This is a genomic window from Ensifer adhaerens, assembly GCF_020035535.1.
Lineage (GTDB): Bacteria > Pseudomonadota > Alphaproteobacteria > Rhizobiales > Rhizobiaceae > Ensifer.
On the sequence record NZ_CP083349.1, the window covers coordinates 2,365,813 to 2,383,208 of the forward strand.

The following is a 17,396-nucleotide window of genomic DNA, read 5'->3' on the forward strand; positions in this document are numbered from 1 at the left end:
GCACCCAGCAACACCGTTAAATTAGTACAAGTATTGCTGCCAGCCACATGACGTTTTGTCACAATGGCATCGCCCAAGCGTGAAGATCATTGCTGAAGTTTAACTTGACCGGAGACTCCCCCAAACTGCCCGAACACAGCCGAAACGCAAAGCACCCCGGTGGCGATGCCACCGGGGTGCTTGTCAATTCTACCGGCAGTCGAACTCAGGCCGCCTGTGCCAGTTCGTCGGCGATGACCGTATCGAGGTTGAGGAAGCAGACCATGGTCTTTTCCAGGGCCACGATGCCACGGCAGAAGGCGCGCTGCGCTTCCGGAATGATCTCCGGCGCCGGCTGCAGCGCCTCGCTCTTGATCGTCATCATGTCCGAGACCTGCTCGACCAAAAGGCCGACGAGCTTGCCGGCAATGTCGGTGACGATGATCGCCGAGCGTTCCGAAGGTTCCGTCATCTTCATGCCGAGCCGTGCGGCCATGTCGATGACCGGGATCACCGCGCCACGCAGGTTGATGAGGCCTAGCACGTAGGGCGGCGTGTGCGGCATCGGGGTTACCGGCGCCCAGCCGCGGATTTCGCGGATCGCCATGATGTCGATGCAGAATTCCTGGTCGCCGAGATGGAACGATACGATTTCGAGATAGGCGCCGGACTGCTTGATTGCGTTGGTCATGGTCAGAATTCTTCCCAGTTCTCACCGGAGGCCGTCGTCGACGGCACGGAGCCCGGTTTGTTGCCGAATGCGCCCGCCAGCTTGCCCATCAGGGCCTTTGCGGGAGATGGAGTTGGAAACGACGCCATTTTGGCGGTGCCGATCTTGCGCAGCGGCACCGCTTCGCTGGTGCCCTTGGCGGCCGGCCGCTGAACGGCCGAAGCCGGAGATACTTTCGCCTGAACAGGGGCGGCCGTCCTTGCCGATGGCGCCACCGGCGCCGGCGCCAGGGTGGGCATGACGCGCTGCATCGTGTGGCCTTCGTGGAACTGGCCGACGAGGCCGGTGAGGCGCTCGGCGTCCTGCGCCAGCGTATGGCTCGACGCATTGGTCTGTTCGACCATGGCCGCATTCTGCTGCGTCATCTGGTCGAGCTGGCCGACGGCGGTACTGATCTCGTTGAGACCGGTCGACTGCTCGCGCGCCGCCATGACGATCGAGGTCATGTGTTCGTTGATGCGCGCCACGTCTGTGCCGATCCGGCCGAGCGCCTCACCCGTCGCCCGGACGAGCTTGACACCGCTGCCGACCTCGTTGCCGGAGCGGCTGACCAGCGCCTTGATATCCTTGGCAGCGCCCGCGGCACGCTGCGCAAGTTCGCGCACTTCCTGCGCCACGACCGCAAAGCCCTTTCCGGCTTCGCCTGCTCGGGCCGCCTCGACGCCGGCATTCAGCGCCAGAAGGTTGGTCTGGAAGGCAATCTCATCGATGACGTTGATGATCTTGCCGATCTCGTTCGAGGCATTTTCGATGCGCGCCATGGCGGCGATCGCCTCGCCGACGATGCGGCCGGACTCTTCCGCATTGGTGCGCGTCTCGCCGACCATGCGGCTTGCCTCTTCGGCGCGCTGGGTCGCGGTGTGCACCGTCACGGTGATTTCGTCGAGTGCGGCCGAGGTCTGCTCTAGCGAAGCGGCCTGCCGCTCGGTGCGGCGCGCCAGATCGTCAGCGGCACTGCGCATCTGCCGGCCGTTGGATTCGATCGAGAGCGCATTTTCCTTGACGCTCGAAAGCACGACACGGAGCCGTTCGACCGTCTGGTTGAAATTCTGGCGGAGCTGATCGAGGTTGCCGTCGAAGGGCCGGTCGATCGCAACGGCGAGATCGCCATCGGCAAGCTGCGTCAGGGCACGGCCGAGATTGTCGATCGCCGCCTGGATGCGGCGCACCGCCGCCTCCCGCTCGTTCTGCTGCTCCTCGCGTTCCTTCTCGATTTCGCGCCGGCTGCGTGCGGCACTCTGTTCGAGCGACTGCTTCTCGATCGCCGACAGGCGGAAGAGATCGACGGAGCGCGCCATGGCGCCGATTTCGTCGCCGCGGTCGAGCGCCTCGACCTTGGCTGCAAGATCGCCGTTCTGGATCCGCTGCATGCCGTTGCGCAGGTTGAGAATGCCGGCGCGGAGCGTGCTGCCGTGGAACCAGAGCAGATAAAGCAGCGTCGCCATCGCCAGCAGTCCCGCGGCCACCTGAAGCCGGAACGCCTGGTCGGACACTGTGCGCGCCTCGGCAACGCGCGCCTGCACCAATGCGGTCGCGGCTTCGGAAAGTCCGGTCAAGGCGGTGGCGACCCGTTCGCCGGCGCCATCGATCGCATCGTCGATCTTGCCGAAATCGTCGGCCGAAGCCTTGCCTTCGATCAGCGCCTTCAGGTCCGTGCCGATCGCCCGGCGCAGTTCCGCGACATCGGCGTCGTAGGTCGAAAGCGCATCGGTGCGGCCGAGCAGCTGGGCAAGCGCCTTGATATCGGCAGATTTCGTCTCGAGCAGTTTCAGGGTGCCGGCAATGCTCGCGGCACGCGCCGGCTGGATCGCGCCCTCGTCACGATCGATGATGCTGTCCATCGCATTGAGCACGAGATTGGTCGTCGCAAGGCGGATTTCGTCGACGGTCGTCAGGCCGTTCTGTGCCGCGATCGCGCCGTGCAATGCGTCATTCGCACGACTACCCTCATACCAGCCGACCCCGAGCACGGAACCAAAGCCGACAAAAGCGGCGCCGGCAAGCGTCGCCAGCCGCTGGCTCACGGAAAGATTGCGTTTCAGGGAGGCAGATGTGGCAGTCATAGGGAGTCCATGGTCACGGATCCGCGTGAAGCGGAGTCCTCCTACGATCGATACGGAAAACCGGGGCCGATAAAGCCGGCTGACCTCATGTCATGTCGGAGAGCGAACACTCCTCCCGCGTGGAAAAACACTGTCAAACAGACCTTAAACATTCGCTAAGGCAGGCGCCCAATCCCCAGGGAAAACGGCTATTTCAATATTTGCACATATGCGCTGCAAGCCCTGGTTTTCCGGCACTTGCAGACACAATCGATCAAGGGCCCGAGACCATATCCACCATTTCCTGCGCCCCCACCGATCCACGACGGCACTTGGCATACGACCCGCCTTCCCCTTGCCCCATGAACTGCTATGATGTCGCCATGAACACGAAGACCCAGCGCTCTATCCGCCTTCCCCTTGCCGCAAGCCTTGCGGCCGGGATCGCTGTTGTCATGCTGCTTGCCTTCCGCGGCTGGATGGAGAACGGCGCCGAGATGTTCCTGGCGCTTGCCCAGTCCGGCCTTTCCTGGTGCCTTTAGAATAGACTGGCGCCGCCAGGACGAGCGCTTCCAGTTTACGCCGGGCTTTACCCCTCACCCTAACCCTCTCCCCGCATGCGGGGAGAGGGTACGAGCACTGCTCAACGTCACCATGCGTTCTTGCGTCTTTCATGTTGGCGCACCGAGGCCCATGTTGAAGTGAGCGATCGCCACACGGCCCTTCTCCCCGTCATGACGGGGAGAAGGTCGCGGCAGCGGGATGAGAGGCAAATCCGCAAGGTTGCACCACAACCTGCGGCAATTGTCCCATTTGCGCGCCCCCGGTGAAGGCGGTATCAAGAAGCGATCAACCGGACATGGCCTTCGCTGGCCCCAACTAAATCGGTAGCAAGCATGAAAACCATCCGCATCGTCCTCTGGGCCGCCGTCGTCGTCATGGCGGGCATTCTGGGCTGGCTGACCTATGAAATGACCCAGTCGAAGCAGCAGGCTGCCTCCGGCCCCTTCGGCGTTCCCTTCACGCTGGTCGCCCAGGACGGCAAGGAAATCACCGAAAAGGCCTTCACCGGCAAACCGACCGCCCTCTTCTTCGGCTTCACCCATTGCCCGGAAGTCTGCCCGACGACGCTGTTCGAGTTGAACGGCTGGCTGGAAAAGGTCGATCCCGAAGGCAACAAGCTGCAGGCCTATTTCATCACCGTCGATCCCGAGCGCGACACGCCGGAAATCCTCGGTCAGTACGTCTCCAATGTCTCCAAGCGCATCACCGGCATTTCCGGCCCGGCTGACAAGGTAATGGAGATGGTCAAGGGCTTCCGCGTCTATGCCAAGAAGGTACCGGTCGACGCGGCCCAGCCGAATGGCGACTACACCATGGACCACACGGCCTCCGTCTTCCTGCTCGACGCCAACGGCCATTTCTCCGGCACGATCGCCTACGAGGAAAACCCGGAAACGGCGGTCAAGAAGCTGGAAAACCTGACCAAGGGCTGAACCCCTTCGATAGCGATGTGAAGTTGCAAGCGCCGGCTCCGTCCGGCGCTTTGCCTTTGTGGGGCAATCGTGATAGCGCACAGCACACGATTGCCGACGCTTGGCGCACCCTTCCACGGTTTGATGCGGGCGGCGGATTTCCCAGCCGAAGGACAGGGCCTTGAGCGAGATCAGACTTTTCGTCACCACCACCGAGAAGCAGGCGGAAGCTGTGCTCGACCGCATGAGCGAGGTCTTCGGCGAGGAAGACTTTGCCATCGGCACGACGGAAGTCGACGAGAAGCGCGACGTCTGGGAAGCCTCGATCTACATGATGGCGGTCGACGAGGAGGGTGTGAACGAACGCCTTGCCGAAGCGCTTCGCGAAGACTTCGCCCATCTCCCGATCGAGCGCGAAGTGCTGCCGGATATCGACTGGATCGCCAAGTCGCTCGAGGGCCTGGCGCCGGTGCGTGCCGGCCGCTTCGTCGTGCACGGCTCCCATGACCGCGACAAGGTCAAGACCGGCGAGATCGCCATCGAGATCGACGCCGGCCAGGCCTTCGGCACCGGCCATCACGGCACGACTGCCGGCTGCCTCGAAGTGCTGGCCACCGTCGCGCGCACCCGCACCGTGCGCAACGTGCTCGACCTCGGCACCGGCAGCGGCGTGCTGGCCATCGCCGCCTGGAAGCTGATGCACGTGCCGGTGCTTGCCACCGACATCGACCCGATCGCCACACGCGTCGCCGAAGAAAACGCCCGGGTCAACGGCGTCGTCACCGGCATGACCTTTGCGACCGCCCCCGGCTTCCACTCCACCGCCTTCAGCGCCAACGGCCCCTTCGATCTCATCATCGCCAATATTCTGGCCCGCCCGCTGATGAAGATGGCGCCACAGCTCGTCGCCAACCTCGCCCCCGGCGGCTCGGTCATTCTCTCCGGTATTCTCGCCGAACAGCGATGGAAGGTGCTCGCCCACTACAACGGCCAGCACCTGCGCCACGTGCGTACCATCTGGCGCAACGGATGGGTGACGATTCACCTGGAGAAGTGAGGGCCGTAGGCACTGGACCGGCGCCGCAAGCGAGCAGCCAATCCCGCTAGCGCGGTCCCTAATCCTGCGCGGCCACGACATCCTGAATCAACATCGTCGGCGCCCGTCGCTCGAAAGACCAATCCCGCGCCAAGCACTCGAAAGTGTCGTCGCGAAGATAAAATAGGAAATGCCTGTCCGCCGGCTCTGGCATCGGTGCCGGACGCAAGTCCGGCACCTGGTCGCGGAGAGGATCGTCGCCCACCAGCTTGTAGAACTCACCCCAATTCGGGGCGAGCATGCTGTAACGACACTGGCCCCGAAACCAACCCTCGTCATTGGTCGCCCCGAGCCGCCAAGCTTGGCATCCGTTGAACGTGAGATAACCGATCTCATCCTCGCGCGCCTCCTGCCCCCGAGAATCCATCCGAAAGCAAAGCTGGATTACGCTTCCTGCCGCGCGGACTTCCACCGCCGGAACATTCGGATCAGCATTCCAGTTGGCGTTGAGTTGTATGAAGTTCAAGCTTGGCACGCGAACTCCCTTCACGGCCCTATCGATTCGTCGGAACGATACCACCCGAATGTAATGCGAGCAGATGCATGCCTTCTGCAATTTCGGAGGGTTTCAAGCGCAGGCGGGGCAAGCCGACGAAGGGCCTTTCCGCGATGCGCCGCCACTCCTCGCCGTGACCAATCATCCGGAAAAAGCGAAAAGGCCGCCACGTCTATCATGACGGGCGGCCTTTCGAAACAAAGGCGATGCCAGTGGCATCGCCTGCTGGTTGGCTTGTGGCCAACCATGCCCGCGAGCCTGAGGAGGAGGAGTGCTCGAGCGGGCGTCTACCGTTCCGAAGCTGACCACCCTTGAGGGAGGAGGAGAACAGAGTGACCAACTATTCTCGGAACCGCAGCTTTTTGAACCACCGGATGTTCGTCCGTGTTCGTTGAGGCGGCTTATAAACCATTATTCCGATAGAGAAAGGGTTTTCTGAGCATGGGTGCCATGCGTTGAGCGCATATGTATGGTAAATGGGCAATTGCTCTCCTATCGCAACACAACTGCAGCTTTGCACAAGTCAGGTGATCAAGCCCCCGCAGGATATCGCCTCTTTCCCGGCAAGGGCGATTTCCGCTAACATGGCCCCACATCTTTCCCGCGGTTTGCCGCTCAATCTACCGGAATTCCCCCATGTTTCAGTCTTTTGAAGTCACCTCCACGCCGCAATTCGGCAAGGAGCGCACCGAAGCCCTGCGCGCGTCCTTCGCAGCTCTCGGCATCGACGGCTTTCTCGTGCCGCGCGCCGACGAGTTCCAGGGTGAATATGTGCCCGCCTCCTCCGAGCGCCTCTCGTGGCTGACGGGCTTCACCGGTTCGGCCGGCGTCGCCCTCATCACCAAGCGTGAAGCCGTCGTCTTCGTCGACGGCCGTTACGTCACCCAACTGAAGGAGCAGGTCGACGGCTCCGTCTTTACCGGTGGCGACCTCATCGGCGAACCGCCGCATCTCTGGCTGGAAAACCATGGATCCAAGGGCTTCAAGCTCGGCATCGATCCCTGGGTTCACACCGGCGCGGAAGTGCGCCGGCTGGAAAAGGCGCTCGCGACGCTCGGCGGCTCACTCGTCTTCCTCGATCACAACCCGCTCGACAAGATCTGGGCGAACCGCCCCGCAGCCCCGCTCGGCAAGGTCACCATCCAGCCGATCGAGCATGCCGGCGAACTGGCCAAGGACAAGATCGCAAGAATCGCTGCGGGCCTTTCCAAGGCCGACGCGAGCGCCGTGGTGCTGACGGATCCCTCCTCGGTCGCCTGGGCCTTCAACATCCGCGGGTCCGACGTACCGCATACGCCGCATCCGCTCGCCCGCGCGATCATCCACGCCGACGGCCGCGCCGAGCTTTTCCTCGACAAGCGCAAGACCGGCATCGAGCAGGAAGCCTATCTCACCCAGATCGCCGAGATCGTCGCACCTTCGACCTTTGACGACCGCCTGCGCGCACTGGGCACCGCCGGTGCCGCAGTCATGCTCGATCCGGACCTCGCCTCCTTCGCCATCTCCGAGCTGATCCGCGCCAAGGGCGGCAAGGTGGTCGAAGCGGTCGACCCGGCCCGCCTGCCCCGTGCCCAAAAGAACAAGGCCGAGATCGACGGTTCGACCCGTGCCCACCTGCAGGATGGCGCCGCCATGGTCGAGTTCCTCGCCTGGCTGGACAAGCAGCAGCCCGGCACGGTCACCGAGATCGGCGCCACCAACCAGCTCGAATCCGCCCGCGCCACCGTCGGCGAGCGCATGCAGAACCCGCTGAAGGACATCTCCTTCGACACGATCTCCGGTGCCGGCGCCCATGCGGCGATCATGCACTACCGTGTTACCACGGCCACCGATCAGGCGATCGAAGCGGGCACCATGTTCCTGATCGATTCCGGCGCGCAGTACATCAATGGCACCACCGACATCACCCGTACGGTGGCGATCGGCGCGGTACCTGAGGAACAGAAGCGCTTCTTCACGCTGGTGCTGAAGGGCATGATCGCGATCAGCACGGCTCGCTTCCCCAAGGGTTCGCGCGGCGTGGACCTCGATCCGTTGGCCCGTATCGCACTCTGGAAGGCAGGCGTCGACTATGCCCACGGCACCGGCCACGGCGTCGGCTCCTATCTCTCGGTGCATGAAGGCCCGCAGCGTATCGCCCGGCTTTCCACGCAGGAGCTTCTGCCCGGCATGATCCTTTCGAACGAGCCCGGCTACTACCGCCCCGGCGCCTTCGGCATCCGCATCGAAAACCTCATCGTGGTGCAGCCGGCAGCGATGGTCGACGGCGGCGACCTGCCGATGCTCGGCTTCGACACGATCACCTACTGCCCGATCGACCGCCGCCTGGTGCTGCCGGCTCTGCTGACCGACGAGGAACTCGACTGGCTCAACGCCTACCATGCCGAGACGCGCGAAAAGCTCACGCCGCTGCTCGCCAACGAAGACACCCGTGACTGGCTGAAGGCCGCCACGGAAGCGCTTTCACGCTGAGTCAGGCAGTCACTACAAAAAACGATGACGCCGCGCTCTTTGGGCGCGGCGTTTTGCTTTCCCGATATCGGATGCTGGCGAGCCCTACATCACCAAGTGCCGGACCACCATTACCACGACCCAGCCGATGACGAGCATGCGCAGCGTCGAGAGGTTCAGCCCGAGCGCTATGGCAAAGGCGATGAACATGGCGATCGTCACGTCGAGCCCGCCATAAACGAAGGCCGGAGCCACCAGCGTCGTCAGGACGGCGGCGGGAACGGCGTTCAGCGCCGCTTCCAGCCGCGGCGGGATCTGCTTCATCTGGGTGATCAGGATGTAGCCGCCGAAGCGCGTCAGGAAGGTCGCGACGGCCGCCGCGATGATCAGGTAGATGAGATTGAGATGTTGCGGATCCATGCTCAAGCCTCCTTCTCGACAGCCGGCGCGGCAGCCTGTCCGCTCGGCGGCAGGATGGCGGCAAGCAAGATGCCGGCGAGCGCGCCGATGCTGACATGCCAGGGCGAGCCGACGAAATGCATGCCGGCAACCGACGCCAACGCCGAGACGGCAACGATCGGCAGGAAGCGGTCGCGCTTGCGGAAGCCCATGACCAGCCCCATGAAATAGACCGGCAGCAGCACGTCGAGGCCGATCGCCTTGGGATCGCCGATCATCTGCCCGAAGATCGCTCCGACCAGCGTGTTGATGATCCAGGGGACATAGATGACGAGGCCGAAGCCGAGGTACCAGGCAAAGGTGATTGGCAAGCCACGCTCGCCGCGCTTCTCGGTCTCCGCATATTGCGGATCGACCAGCAGGAAGAAGGCAAGGAACTTCTGCCCGAAGGTGAAGTGCCGGACATATTTGGCGATCGAGGCCGAATAGAGCACGTGGCGGAAGTTGACGGCAAAGACCGAGAGCACGACCAGCCAGGGCTGGACGTGATTGCCGAAGAGCTCGATGCCGACCATCTGGCTGGCACCTGCATAGACCGTCGCGCTCATGAACACGGCATCCGCGATGGTAAAGCCGTTGTCCACCGCAAGCGCGCCGAACAGCGCACCGAAGGGCGACGCCGCCAGCATGATGGGAAAGCCCCCGCGGACCCCTTCCCAGAATTCATCTTTTTTCATGGAAACCTCCGCCGGCCGAGGCGATGAGGTGCGCCGTGCGGCCGGTGCCGGACTGATAGGCGCTCTCGCCCCCGGCAACAATTCAAATGCGCTGATACAATGATTGAATTTTATGATGCCTGACGACGGCAGGCTTGAACGAAATGCGCACCGCACGAAAAATGGCCGCGTTTTGCCTATTCAAGGCAGCGGCCCGTGGGGACCGCTGCCCTTGCTTCGCCTGGGCCTCAGGTCTTCGCCTGGCCCTTACTTTTTCGCCTGAAACGTATGTTCGATGCCCGGGAAGCTGCGCGCCTTTACCTCTGCCGCATAGGCCTCGGCCGCCTTGGAGATCGCCGGGGCGAGCTCGGCGAAGTGCTTGACGAAGCGCGGCTTGAAATCGTTGAAGAGGCCGAGCATGTCGTCGGAGACGAGGATCTGGCCGTCGCAGGCGGGTGACGCACCGATGCCGATGGTTGGCGAGCGCAGCTCAGCAGTGATGTCACGGGCGACCGGCTCGACCGTGCCCTCGATGACAATCGCAAAGGCGCCGGCATCGTCGATCGCCTTGGCGTCGCGGCGAATTTTTGCCACTTCCTTATCATTGCGACCAACCGAGCGATAACCGCCTGTCGTGTTGACGAGCTGCGGCATCAGCCCGACATGACCGAGAACCGGAATACCCCGGCTGACGAGAAACTCGACCGTCTCGGCCATCTCCGCGCCACCCTCGAGCTTCACCGCGCTGCAGCCGGTTTCCTTGAGGATGCGCGCGGCACTGCGGAACGCCTGTTCCTTCGATTCCTGATAGGAGCCGAAAGGCATGTCGATGACGACGCAGGCGCGCTCCGAGCCGCGCATGACCGCCTGGCCATGGGCGATCATCATTTCCAGCGTCACGCCGACGGTCGTATCCAGCCCGTAGAGCACCATGCCGACGGAATCGCCAACCAGCAGGAAATCGACATGCGGATCGAGCAGCCGGGCGATCGGCGTCGTATAGGCCGTGAGGCTGACGATCGGGCGTTCGCCCTTCAGCGCTTCGATGTTGGCGGGGCTGAGCCGGCGCTTGGCGGTTTGCACGCTCATGTCAGGCAACCTTTGCAAAATGCGCGGATTTCGGGGCGATCACGCGATTGTCGAGCAGTTTGGTCGTGCCGAAGCGCACGAAGAGCAGCAGCAGCACCGGACGGTCGCCGATCGTTTCGATCGTCTCCAGAGTATCGGGATCGCGCACCGCAACGACCTCGGGCTTCGCCAGCGGCTCGCTCGCGAGGAACTCGGTGACTGCCTTCTCGAGTGCCGCGACGTCGCTGACGCCGGAGGCAACCAGCCGTTCTGCCTCTTCCAGCGCCTTCGGCACGACCGCCGCGGCGCGGCGCTCTTCGGGCGTCAGGTAAACATTGCGCGACGAGCAGGCGAGCCCATCGGCCTCGCGCACCGTCGGCACGCCGATGACCGTCACCGGCTGGGCGAGATCTTCCACCATGCGGCGAATGATCTGCAATTGCTGGAAATCCTTCTCGCCGAAATAGGCGCGGTCCGGCTGAACGATATTGAAGAGCTTGGTGACCACCGTAGCGACACCGGCGAAATGGCCGGGGCGGACCGACCCTTCAAGCTCGCTGCCGAGCGTCGGCACGTCGACGACCGTTTCCATCGGCCGCGGATACATGTCGGCAACGCCGGGCGCGAAGAGATAGTCGACGCTGCCCGCTTCCAGCATCGCCTGGTCGCGGGCGAGATCGCGCGGATATTTGGAGAGGTCTTCGTTTGCGCCGAACTGCAACGGATTGACGAAGATGCTGGCGACGACGATGTCGTTTTCCTCGCGGGCGCGGCGCATCAGTTCCATATGGCCGACATGCAGGTAGCCCATGGTCGGCACAAGACCGACCGACTTGCCTGCGCGGCGATGTTCCGCAAGCGCAAAGCGCAGTTCGGCGATGGTGGTGAAAGTCTTCATCTCCGGACCCTCCAATCCGCGAACGCCCGACCCGAAGGGGTAGCGGCGCCCTGCCCCGCGGCAAGCGGCAAGCCTGCTGCGTCAGTGGGCATCTGCACAAATTTCGGCTGCAATCCTCTATCTTGTGCAGCGCAAAAAAACAATCGGATTGATGACAGCTTCGTGAAGCCGTGCCGCGCTTGACTTCCATCGGCAGCCTGTCACGGTTGGCCCTCGACGCGACTGCAACTCACGCTGGAGAACGAGATGAAGACCTGCCTGCGCGCCCTTGGGATCCTGCTGCCGGCGCTCGCCATCGCCGGTGCGGCCGAAGCCAAGATTCCGCTCGTCAACGCCACCTGCCCCGGCAAAATCGAGGTCCATGCCGATGAAGGCGGGCCGGTCTACATCAACGGCAAGGAAGTCAAGCTCAAGATATTCAACGACAACTACTACGAAGCGCATGGCGCCGGCGTTACCATCTCCTTGAGCATCAATCCCGATGGATCGCCAAGTGTCTCCTACACCGGCAAAGGCGGTGCCAACGGCGTCTGCACGCTGAACTAGGGCGCACGAACCCGACGGCGACCGAGAACGGCTGCGACCCGGATCGAAAATCCGACCGCACCGAAAGCTGCAAAGGATGCAGACCGTCCCGGCTGTCGGACGTGTTCGCACTTGCGTAAGGCCTTGCCAATGGTGGCTAGCGCGACAAAGCCGATGCGGCTGTCCCGTGATCAGCCCCGCGGCACTGCACACAGATCTGTGCGGATCGCATCGAGAACCCATTCTCGAAAGGCTGCGATCTTAGGCAGTGCGGCGTTCGCCTCGGGATAGACGAGATAGTAGGCGAATGCCTCGATATGCGTTTCTTCGGCCAGCTGGACGAGCCGCCCCGCTTCGATGTCCGGCGCCACCATCGCCGCTGGTAGCAACCCGGCCCCAAGCCCCGCGATCACGCCCTGCAACAGAAGGCCGGTGTCATCGAAAGAAGGCCCGAGCGGCAGCGCCGTTTCTGCGAGATTCTGCGCCTGCAGCCAGAGGCTCCACCCTTTCCGGTCGGCGTCCTGCACCTTCGGCCAGGAGGCCAAATCTGCGGGGCTCGCCGGCAGTCCCAGGCGCTCGACCAATGCCCCTGCGGCGACAGGCACCATCTCGACCGCAAGCACATGATCGCTGCGCAGCCCCGGATAGCAGCCATGACCATGGCGGAAGGCGACGTCGATGCCGCTGCGCGAAAAGTCGACCAGCGCATTGCTGGTGACGATCTGCAGGTCGATCTCCGGATGGGCATCGCGAAACGAAGCCATGCGCGGAACGAGCCATGCGGACGCGAAGAACGACGTGGCGCTGACCGTGAGCACGCCGCTGTCGGCCGAATTGGCGACACGCTTCGATGCCTCGGTGATCTGACGGAAGGCGTTGCGCACCGGCGGCAGGTAATCTCGCCCCGCATCCGTCAGGAAGATGCCGCGATTCACCCGAACGAAGAGCCTGACGCCTAGATGCTGTTCCAGCACCTTCAACATCTGGCTGACCGCGCCCGGCGTCACGCACAGCTCTTCGGCCGCAGCCTTCACCGAGAGGTGGCGGGCCGCAGCCTCGAAGGCGCGCAGTGCGTTCAGGGGTGGCAGCTTTGAATGCATAATTTAGAAATTCTAATCTGAAGTCCGCATTATTTATGGTTTGTACCCTGCCAAAATAACCGGAACATATGGCCTCATGCAACCGGTCGCATCGCAAAGATGTCCGGCAACTGAGTGAGGGAATATAATGCGAATGTCAGAAAGCAGTCTCGATCCCTCCGCACCGGGAGGATCAACGGCGATGACGGCCGATACCACCGGGCTTGCCTTTCTCGGCCTGATGGAGGTCGGAGCCATGATCCGCGATCGGGCTGTCACCTCGCGAGAAGTGGTCGAGGCCCAGCTTCGGCGTATTGCAGCACTCGACAAGGAGCTCAAGAGCTACGTCCTCGTGCTTGAGGCTTCGGCCCGGGCTCAGGCCGATGAGGCTGACAGGGAAATTGCAGAAGGACGGTATCGCGGCCCGCTCCATGGCGTGCCGATTGCCGTCAAGGATCTGTTCTGGCTGAAGGGCGAACCGACTGCGGCGGGGACCACGGTCCACCGGGCCTTCGTGCCGGACGAAGACGCAACGGTGGTGCGGCGTCTGCGCGAAGCCGGCGCGGTGCTGATTGGCAAGACGCAGTTGTCCGAAGGCGCCTATTCCGACCATCACCCCTCGGTGACGCCGCCGCGAAACCCCTGGAATGGCGATTGCTGGCCGGGCATCTCCTCGAGCGGCTCGGGCGTGGCAACGGCGGCGGGGCTTTGCTACGGCGCGCTAGCCTCCGACACCGGCGGCTCCATCCGCTGGCCGTCGGCGGCCAACGGCGTGACCGGCCTGAAGCCCAGTTGGGGTCGCATCAGCCGACACGGCAGCTTCGCCCTCGCCCCCTCGCTCGATCACGTCGGCGCCATGGCGCGCAGCACCGTCGATGCGGCCGCGCTTCTCGCCGCAATTGCCGGCTCCGACCCGCGCGACCCGACCGCGCTCCTCGATCCGGTGCCGGATTACTCCGCTTCCGCCGGGATCGGTGGACAAGGGCTCAGGATCGGCATCGACCCGGCCTGGAACGGTGCCGATGTCGATCCGCAAACACAGGCTGCGCTGGCTGCGGCCCTCGCCGTGTTCGCCGATCTGGGTGCCGAGATCGTCGAAGTCCGGTTTCCCGACGTCACCCGAATTGTCGCAGACTGGGTGCCCAATTGTGCGGTCGAGGCAGCTGTTGCCCATGAGGCAAGCTTTGCTGCGCACAGGGATCAATATGGTGCGGTTCTGGCCGGCGTCATCGAAGCCGGCCAGAACCTCTCCGGAACCGACTACCAGAAGATCCTGCTCAGGCGCGCAGCGTTTCGCGGCGAGGTCGATGCGCTGTTTTCGTCGATCGACCTGCTGCTGACGCCGGTTCAGCCCTTTGCGCCGCTGACGCTGAAAAAGGTCGCGACGCTCGGCGAGCAACCGGAGTTGATTACCATGCTTCAGCGCTACACCTGCCCGTTCGACATGAGCGGGCACCCGACGCTCACCTTGCCCGGCGGCTTCAGCGACGCCGGCATGCCGATCGGGCTGCAGCTTGTGGCCGGGCACCTTAAGGAGGCGACCCTCGTGCGCGGCGGCGCCGCCTTTCAGGCCGCCACATTCTGGCACCACAGACATCCGGGGATCTGACATGCACCCTCATGCGCGAAACGACAGCGTCTTCTATGGCTGGGCGGTGGTCGCTGCCGCCTTCAGCATCACCTTCGTGGGCTTCGGCAGCGCCTATACCTTCAGCGCCTTCGTCGAGCCGCTGCAGCGCGATCTCGGCGCCTCGCGCGGCTCGGTGGCGCTCGTCTTCTCACTCGCAGGCTTCCTCTATTTCGGGCTCGGCATCGTCTCAGGCCCACTTGCCGACCGCTTTGGCGCGCGGCGGCTTGCCATGCTCGGCATGCTCTTCGTCGGCATCGGCCTTGCCCTTGCCAGCCGGGCTCGCAGCATCGTCGAGGTCTACGCCGCCTACAGCATCGGCATCGGTCTTGGTGTCGGCCTCGCCTATGTGCCGGCGATTGGCACGGTGCAGCGCTGGTTCGTGGCGCGCCGCGGCCTTGCGTCCGGCCTTGCGGTCAGCGGCATCGGTGTCGGAACCCTGATCATGCCGCCACTCGCCACCTGGCTGATCGCTTCCCTCGGCTGGCGAGACGCCTATCTCGTCCTCGGCGTGCTCGCAGCCCTGGTCGGCGTCGCAATGTCCGCCCTGATCGTCAACGATCCGCGGGACCGCGGCACCGGCCCCGATGGCACCGCCATAGACACGCGTGCCACGGCAAAACCCGCCTCGGGAGCGACGGTGGCCGAGGCCGTCCGAACCTCGCAGTTCATCGGCCTTTACGCCGCCTGCCTGCTCGCAGCCTTCGGCGTCTTCGTCCCCTTCGTGCATCTGGTGCCCTATGCACTCGACCACGGCCTGGATCAGGCTTCCGCAGTCCTCCTGCTCGGCGCCATCGGCATCGGCAGCACGCTCGGGCGCTTCCTGCTCGGCAGCCTCGCCGACCGCATGGGGCGACAGGTCTTCCTCGTCGCCATGTTTGCCGGCATGGCCGCCTCGCTCTTTATCTGGGCCTTTGCAGGCAGCTTCTGGCCGCTCGCCATCTTCGCGCTGGTCTTCGGGGTCTTCTACGGCGGCTGGGTCGCCATCCTGCCGGCCGTGGTCATGGACTATTTCGGCGGGCGCCATGTCAGCGGCATCATCGGCGCGCTCTACACCAGCGTCGCGATCGGCACGCTCATCGGCCCAAGCGCCGCCGGTTTCGCCTTCGATTTCAGCCACAGCTATACACTGCCTATCCTCGCGGGAGCCGCAGCCAACATCCTCGCCGCAATCGTCGCGATCGCGACCGTGCGCGCACCGAGACGCGCGATCGTTGCAAGCTGACCGGAGTTCGCATCCAGAACCACCGGCGAAAAGGCCGACGATCGCATCGGTCTGCAACACATCTCGCCGGCGGCCTTGGTCGGCTCGTCCTTGAAAACCTGCGGTTGCGCCCCACATCAGCCCGGTTCAAAAAAATCTTTGAGCCGATGTCGGGATCGTCGACCGGCATTCGTCCTTAGGGCAGTTCCAGGAAAGCCATGAGACGGCTCTCCCCCGGAATTGAGCAATTTCCAGGAATTGGGTTCTTTCACGGATGGCGTGAAATGACCCGAAGCGTAAAACACAAATCCATACCAAGGAGCATTTCATGCGCATGATTTTCGTAAACCTGCCGGTCAAGGATCTGAAGGCTTCGCGTGCATTCTTCGCCGCGCTCGGTTTCACCTTCAACGAGCAGTTCTCCGACGACACGGCCGCTTGCACCGTGATCTCGGACAATATTTTCGTCATGCTTTTGACCGAGCCGAAGTTCCGCGACTTCATCACCGGCGAGATCAGCGATGCCCGCAAGGGCACGGAAGTCATCACCGCCCTTTCAGCCGGCAGTCGCGCCGAATGCGACGAGGTGCTGGCCAAGGCGCTTGCCGCCGGTGCCAAGCCGTGGAAGCCCGCGCTCGACTACGGCTTCATGTACGGCATCTCCTTCCAGGACCTCGACGGCCACGTCTGGGAATTCATGTGGATGGACCAGGAAGCGGCTCAGCAGCAGGCCTCCTGATATCAAGCAATGCCACCAGTGTTACACCCGCCGCCGAAAGCGGCGGGCATTTTTTGTGTGATCGAATGATCGCAGTGCCGGGCGAAGCATTCCGTCGGTACCCGATTTGAGAAGAAAGCGTCCGGCAAATCCGGTAGATGGGAGCCGACAGAAAGGCCGAGCGACGCGCAGCTTCGCTTGCATGCATTGAGAATGAGGAATCCCATGTCCACGAAGGTCGAAGCCAAGCACTGGTCCAAAGTCGAGCTCCTGCACGAGACCGTGCGTAACTCGAACATCCACGTTCGTGGCACCAACAGCTACTACAGCAACGCCTGGACCGGCTCCTTTGAGGAGAGCGTCGTTCGCTACCTCTATGGCGACGACTACAGCCTCGAGGCCTGGGAGCCGCAATGGCCGACCGACCAGTTGCGGATCGGTGACTATGTCGCGATCGGCGCCGAGGCAGTGATTCTCATGGGCGGCAACCACACCCATCGCACCGATTGGGTGAGCCTCTATCCCTTCCTCGACGTGATCGGCGAAGCCTATATCGGCAAGGGCGACACCATCATCGGCGACGGCGCCTGGATCGGCATGCGCGCCATGATCATGCCGGGCGTCACCCTTGGTGAAGGCGCCGTCGTCGCATCGGGCGCCATCGTGACGAAGGATGTGGCGCCCTATTCCATCGTTGCGGGGAATCCTGCGCGCCCCGTGCGCCAGCGTTTCCCCACAGCCGATGTCGAGACGCTGCTCGCACTCGGCATTTACCGGTGGGAGAAGTCGAAATTCGATGCGCTGCGTCGCTTCATCTGCGACGACGATATCGCCGCCCTGAAAGCTGCGTCAGAAGCCTACGATACCAAGCGGGCCTGACGACAACGCGGATC

17 protein-coding genes are annotated in these 17,396 nt (G+C 63.3%); 9 read left to right on the top strand and 8 right to left on the bottom strand.

What is annotated here, in order from left to right; translation table 11 throughout:
• Window positions 1–205: 205 nt before the first annotated feature.
• Window positions 206–670: a chemotaxis protein CheW gene (locus LAC81_RS11695; RefSeq protein WP_113540693.1), complete on the bottom strand. Its 465-nt coding sequence runs from the start codon at window positions 668–670 to the stop codon at window positions 206–208.
• Between the two features lie 2 nt (window positions 671–672).
• The gene (locus LAC81_RS11700) at window positions 673–2,772 is read right to left on the bottom strand and encodes a methyl-accepting chemotaxis protein (protein WP_223724926.1); all 2,100 of its coding nucleotides are present in this window, start codon (window positions 2,770–2,772) and stop codon (window positions 673–675) included.
• 362 nt (window positions 2,773–3,134) lie between these two features.
• On the opposite strand from LAC81_RS11700, the gene LAC81_RS11705 reads away from it, so the two are divergent.
• The 3 genes from LAC81_RS11705 (at window position 3,135) to LAC81_RS11715 (ending at window position 5,283) form a co-directional block, all read left to right on the top strand.
• On the top strand, window positions 3,135–3,293 hold the full coding sequence (locus LAC81_RS11705; RefSeq protein WP_223724927.1) for a hypothetical protein: 159 nt from the start codon (window positions 3,135–3,137) through the stop codon (window positions 3,291–3,293).
• Window positions 3,294–3,647: 354 nt separating this feature from the next.
• Window positions 3,648–4,247 (top strand): SCO family protein, encoded by a 600-nt coding sequence (locus LAC81_RS11710; RefSeq protein WP_113540696.1) that lies wholly within the window; start codon window positions 3,648–3,650, stop codon window positions 4,245–4,247.
• Between the two features lie 160 nt (window positions 4,248–4,407).
• Window positions 4,408–5,283: a 50S ribosomal protein L11 methyltransferase gene (locus tag LAC81_RS11715; protein ID WP_223724928.1), complete on the top strand. Its 876-nt coding sequence runs from the start codon at window positions 4,408–4,410 to the stop codon at window positions 5,281–5,283.
• Window positions 5,284–5,341: 58 nt separating this feature from the next.
• Here the strand turns inward: LAC81_RS11715 and LAC81_RS11720 are convergent, their stop codons facing one another.
• Window positions 5,342–5,797 carry a hypothetical protein gene (locus LAC81_RS11720; protein WP_223724929.1) on the bottom strand — a complete coding sequence of 152 codons (456 nt, stop codon included), beginning with the start codon at window positions 5,795–5,797 and terminating at the stop codon, window positions 5,342–5,344.
• Window positions 5,798–6,454: 657 nt separating this feature from the next.
• Here LAC81_RS11720 and LAC81_RS11725 point away from each other — a divergent pair.
• A complete protein-coding gene (locus LAC81_RS11725) occupies window positions 6,455–8,290 on the top strand; it encodes an aminopeptidase P family protein (RefSeq protein WP_223724930.1) in 1,836 nt (611 codons plus the stop codon).
• Between the two features lie 84 nt (window positions 8,291–8,374).
• Here LAC81_RS11725 and LAC81_RS11730 read toward each other — a convergent pair whose 3' ends face one another.
• The 4 genes from LAC81_RS11730 to panC all read right to left on the bottom strand — a co-directional run bounded on the left by LAC81_RS11730 (window position 8,375) and on the right by panC (window position 11,350).
• On the bottom strand, window positions 8,375–8,689 hold the full coding sequence (locus tag LAC81_RS11730; RefSeq protein ID WP_223724931.1) for an AzlD family protein: 315 nt from the start codon (window positions 8,687–8,689) through the stop codon (window positions 8,375–8,377).
• A gap of 2 nt (window positions 8,690–8,691) precedes the next feature.
• Window positions 8,692–9,405, bottom strand: coding sequence for an AzlC family ABC transporter permease (locus LAC81_RS11735; protein WP_223724932.1), 714 nt, complete (start codon window positions 9,403–9,405; stop codon window positions 8,692–8,694).
• A gap of 246 nt (window positions 9,406–9,651) precedes the next feature.
• On the bottom strand, window positions 9,652–10,473 hold the full coding sequence (gene panB / locus LAC81_RS11740) for a 3-methyl-2-oxobutanoate hydroxymethyltransferase (RefSeq protein WP_223724933.1): 822 nt from the start codon (window positions 10,471–10,473) through the stop codon (window positions 9,652–9,654).
• A gap of 1 nt (window position 10,474) precedes the next feature.
• On the bottom strand, window positions 10,475–11,350 hold the full coding sequence (gene panC / locus LAC81_RS11745) for a pantoate--beta-alanine ligase (protein ID WP_223724934.1): 876 nt from the start codon (window positions 11,348–11,350) through the stop codon (window positions 10,475–10,477).
• A 246-nt stretch (window positions 11,351–11,596) separates the two neighbouring features.
• Between panC and LAC81_RS11750 the strand changes: the two genes are divergently transcribed.
• Window positions 11,597–11,896 (top strand): hypothetical protein, encoded by a 300-nt coding sequence (locus LAC81_RS11750; RefSeq protein ID WP_223724935.1) that lies wholly within the window; start codon window positions 11,597–11,599, stop codon window positions 11,894–11,896.
• Window positions 11,897–12,066: 170 nt separating this feature from the next.
• On the opposite strand, the gene gcvA is transcribed toward LAC81_RS11750, so the two are convergent.
• On the bottom strand, window positions 12,067–12,975 hold the full coding sequence (gene gcvA, locus LAC81_RS11755) for a transcriptional regulator GcvA (RefSeq protein ID WP_223724936.1): 909 nt from the start codon (window positions 12,973–12,975) through the stop codon (window positions 12,067–12,069).
• 181 nt (window positions 12,976–13,156) lie between these two features.
• Here gcvA and LAC81_RS11760 point away from each other — a divergent pair, with 181 nt between their 5' ends.
• The 4 genes from LAC81_RS11760 to LAC81_RS11775 all read left to right on the top strand — a co-directional run bounded on the left by LAC81_RS11760 (window position 13,157) and on the right by LAC81_RS11775 (window position 17,382).
• The gene (locus LAC81_RS11760; RefSeq protein ID WP_223724937.1) at window positions 13,157–14,563 is read left to right on the top strand and encodes an amidase; all 1,407 of its coding nucleotides are present in this window, start codon (window positions 13,157–13,159) and stop codon (window positions 14,561–14,563) included.
• A 1-nt stretch (window position 14,564) separates the two neighbouring features.
• On the top strand, window positions 14,565–15,806 hold the full coding sequence (locus LAC81_RS11765) for an MFS transporter (RefSeq protein WP_223724938.1): 1,242 nt from the start codon (window positions 14,565–14,567) through the stop codon (window positions 15,804–15,806).
• Between the two features lie 307 nt (window positions 15,807–16,113).
• Complete coding sequence (locus tag LAC81_RS11770) at window positions 16,114–16,524, top strand: VOC family protein (protein WP_223724939.1); 411 nt, start codon at window positions 16,114–16,116, stop codon at window positions 16,522–16,524.
• A gap of 204 nt (window positions 16,525–16,728) precedes the next feature.
• Window positions 16,729–17,382, top strand: coding sequence for a CatB-related O-acetyltransferase (locus LAC81_RS11775; protein WP_223724940.1), 654 nt, complete (start codon window positions 16,729–16,731; stop codon window positions 17,380–17,382).
• The last annotated feature ends 14 nt before the right edge of the window (window positions 17,383–17,396 follow it).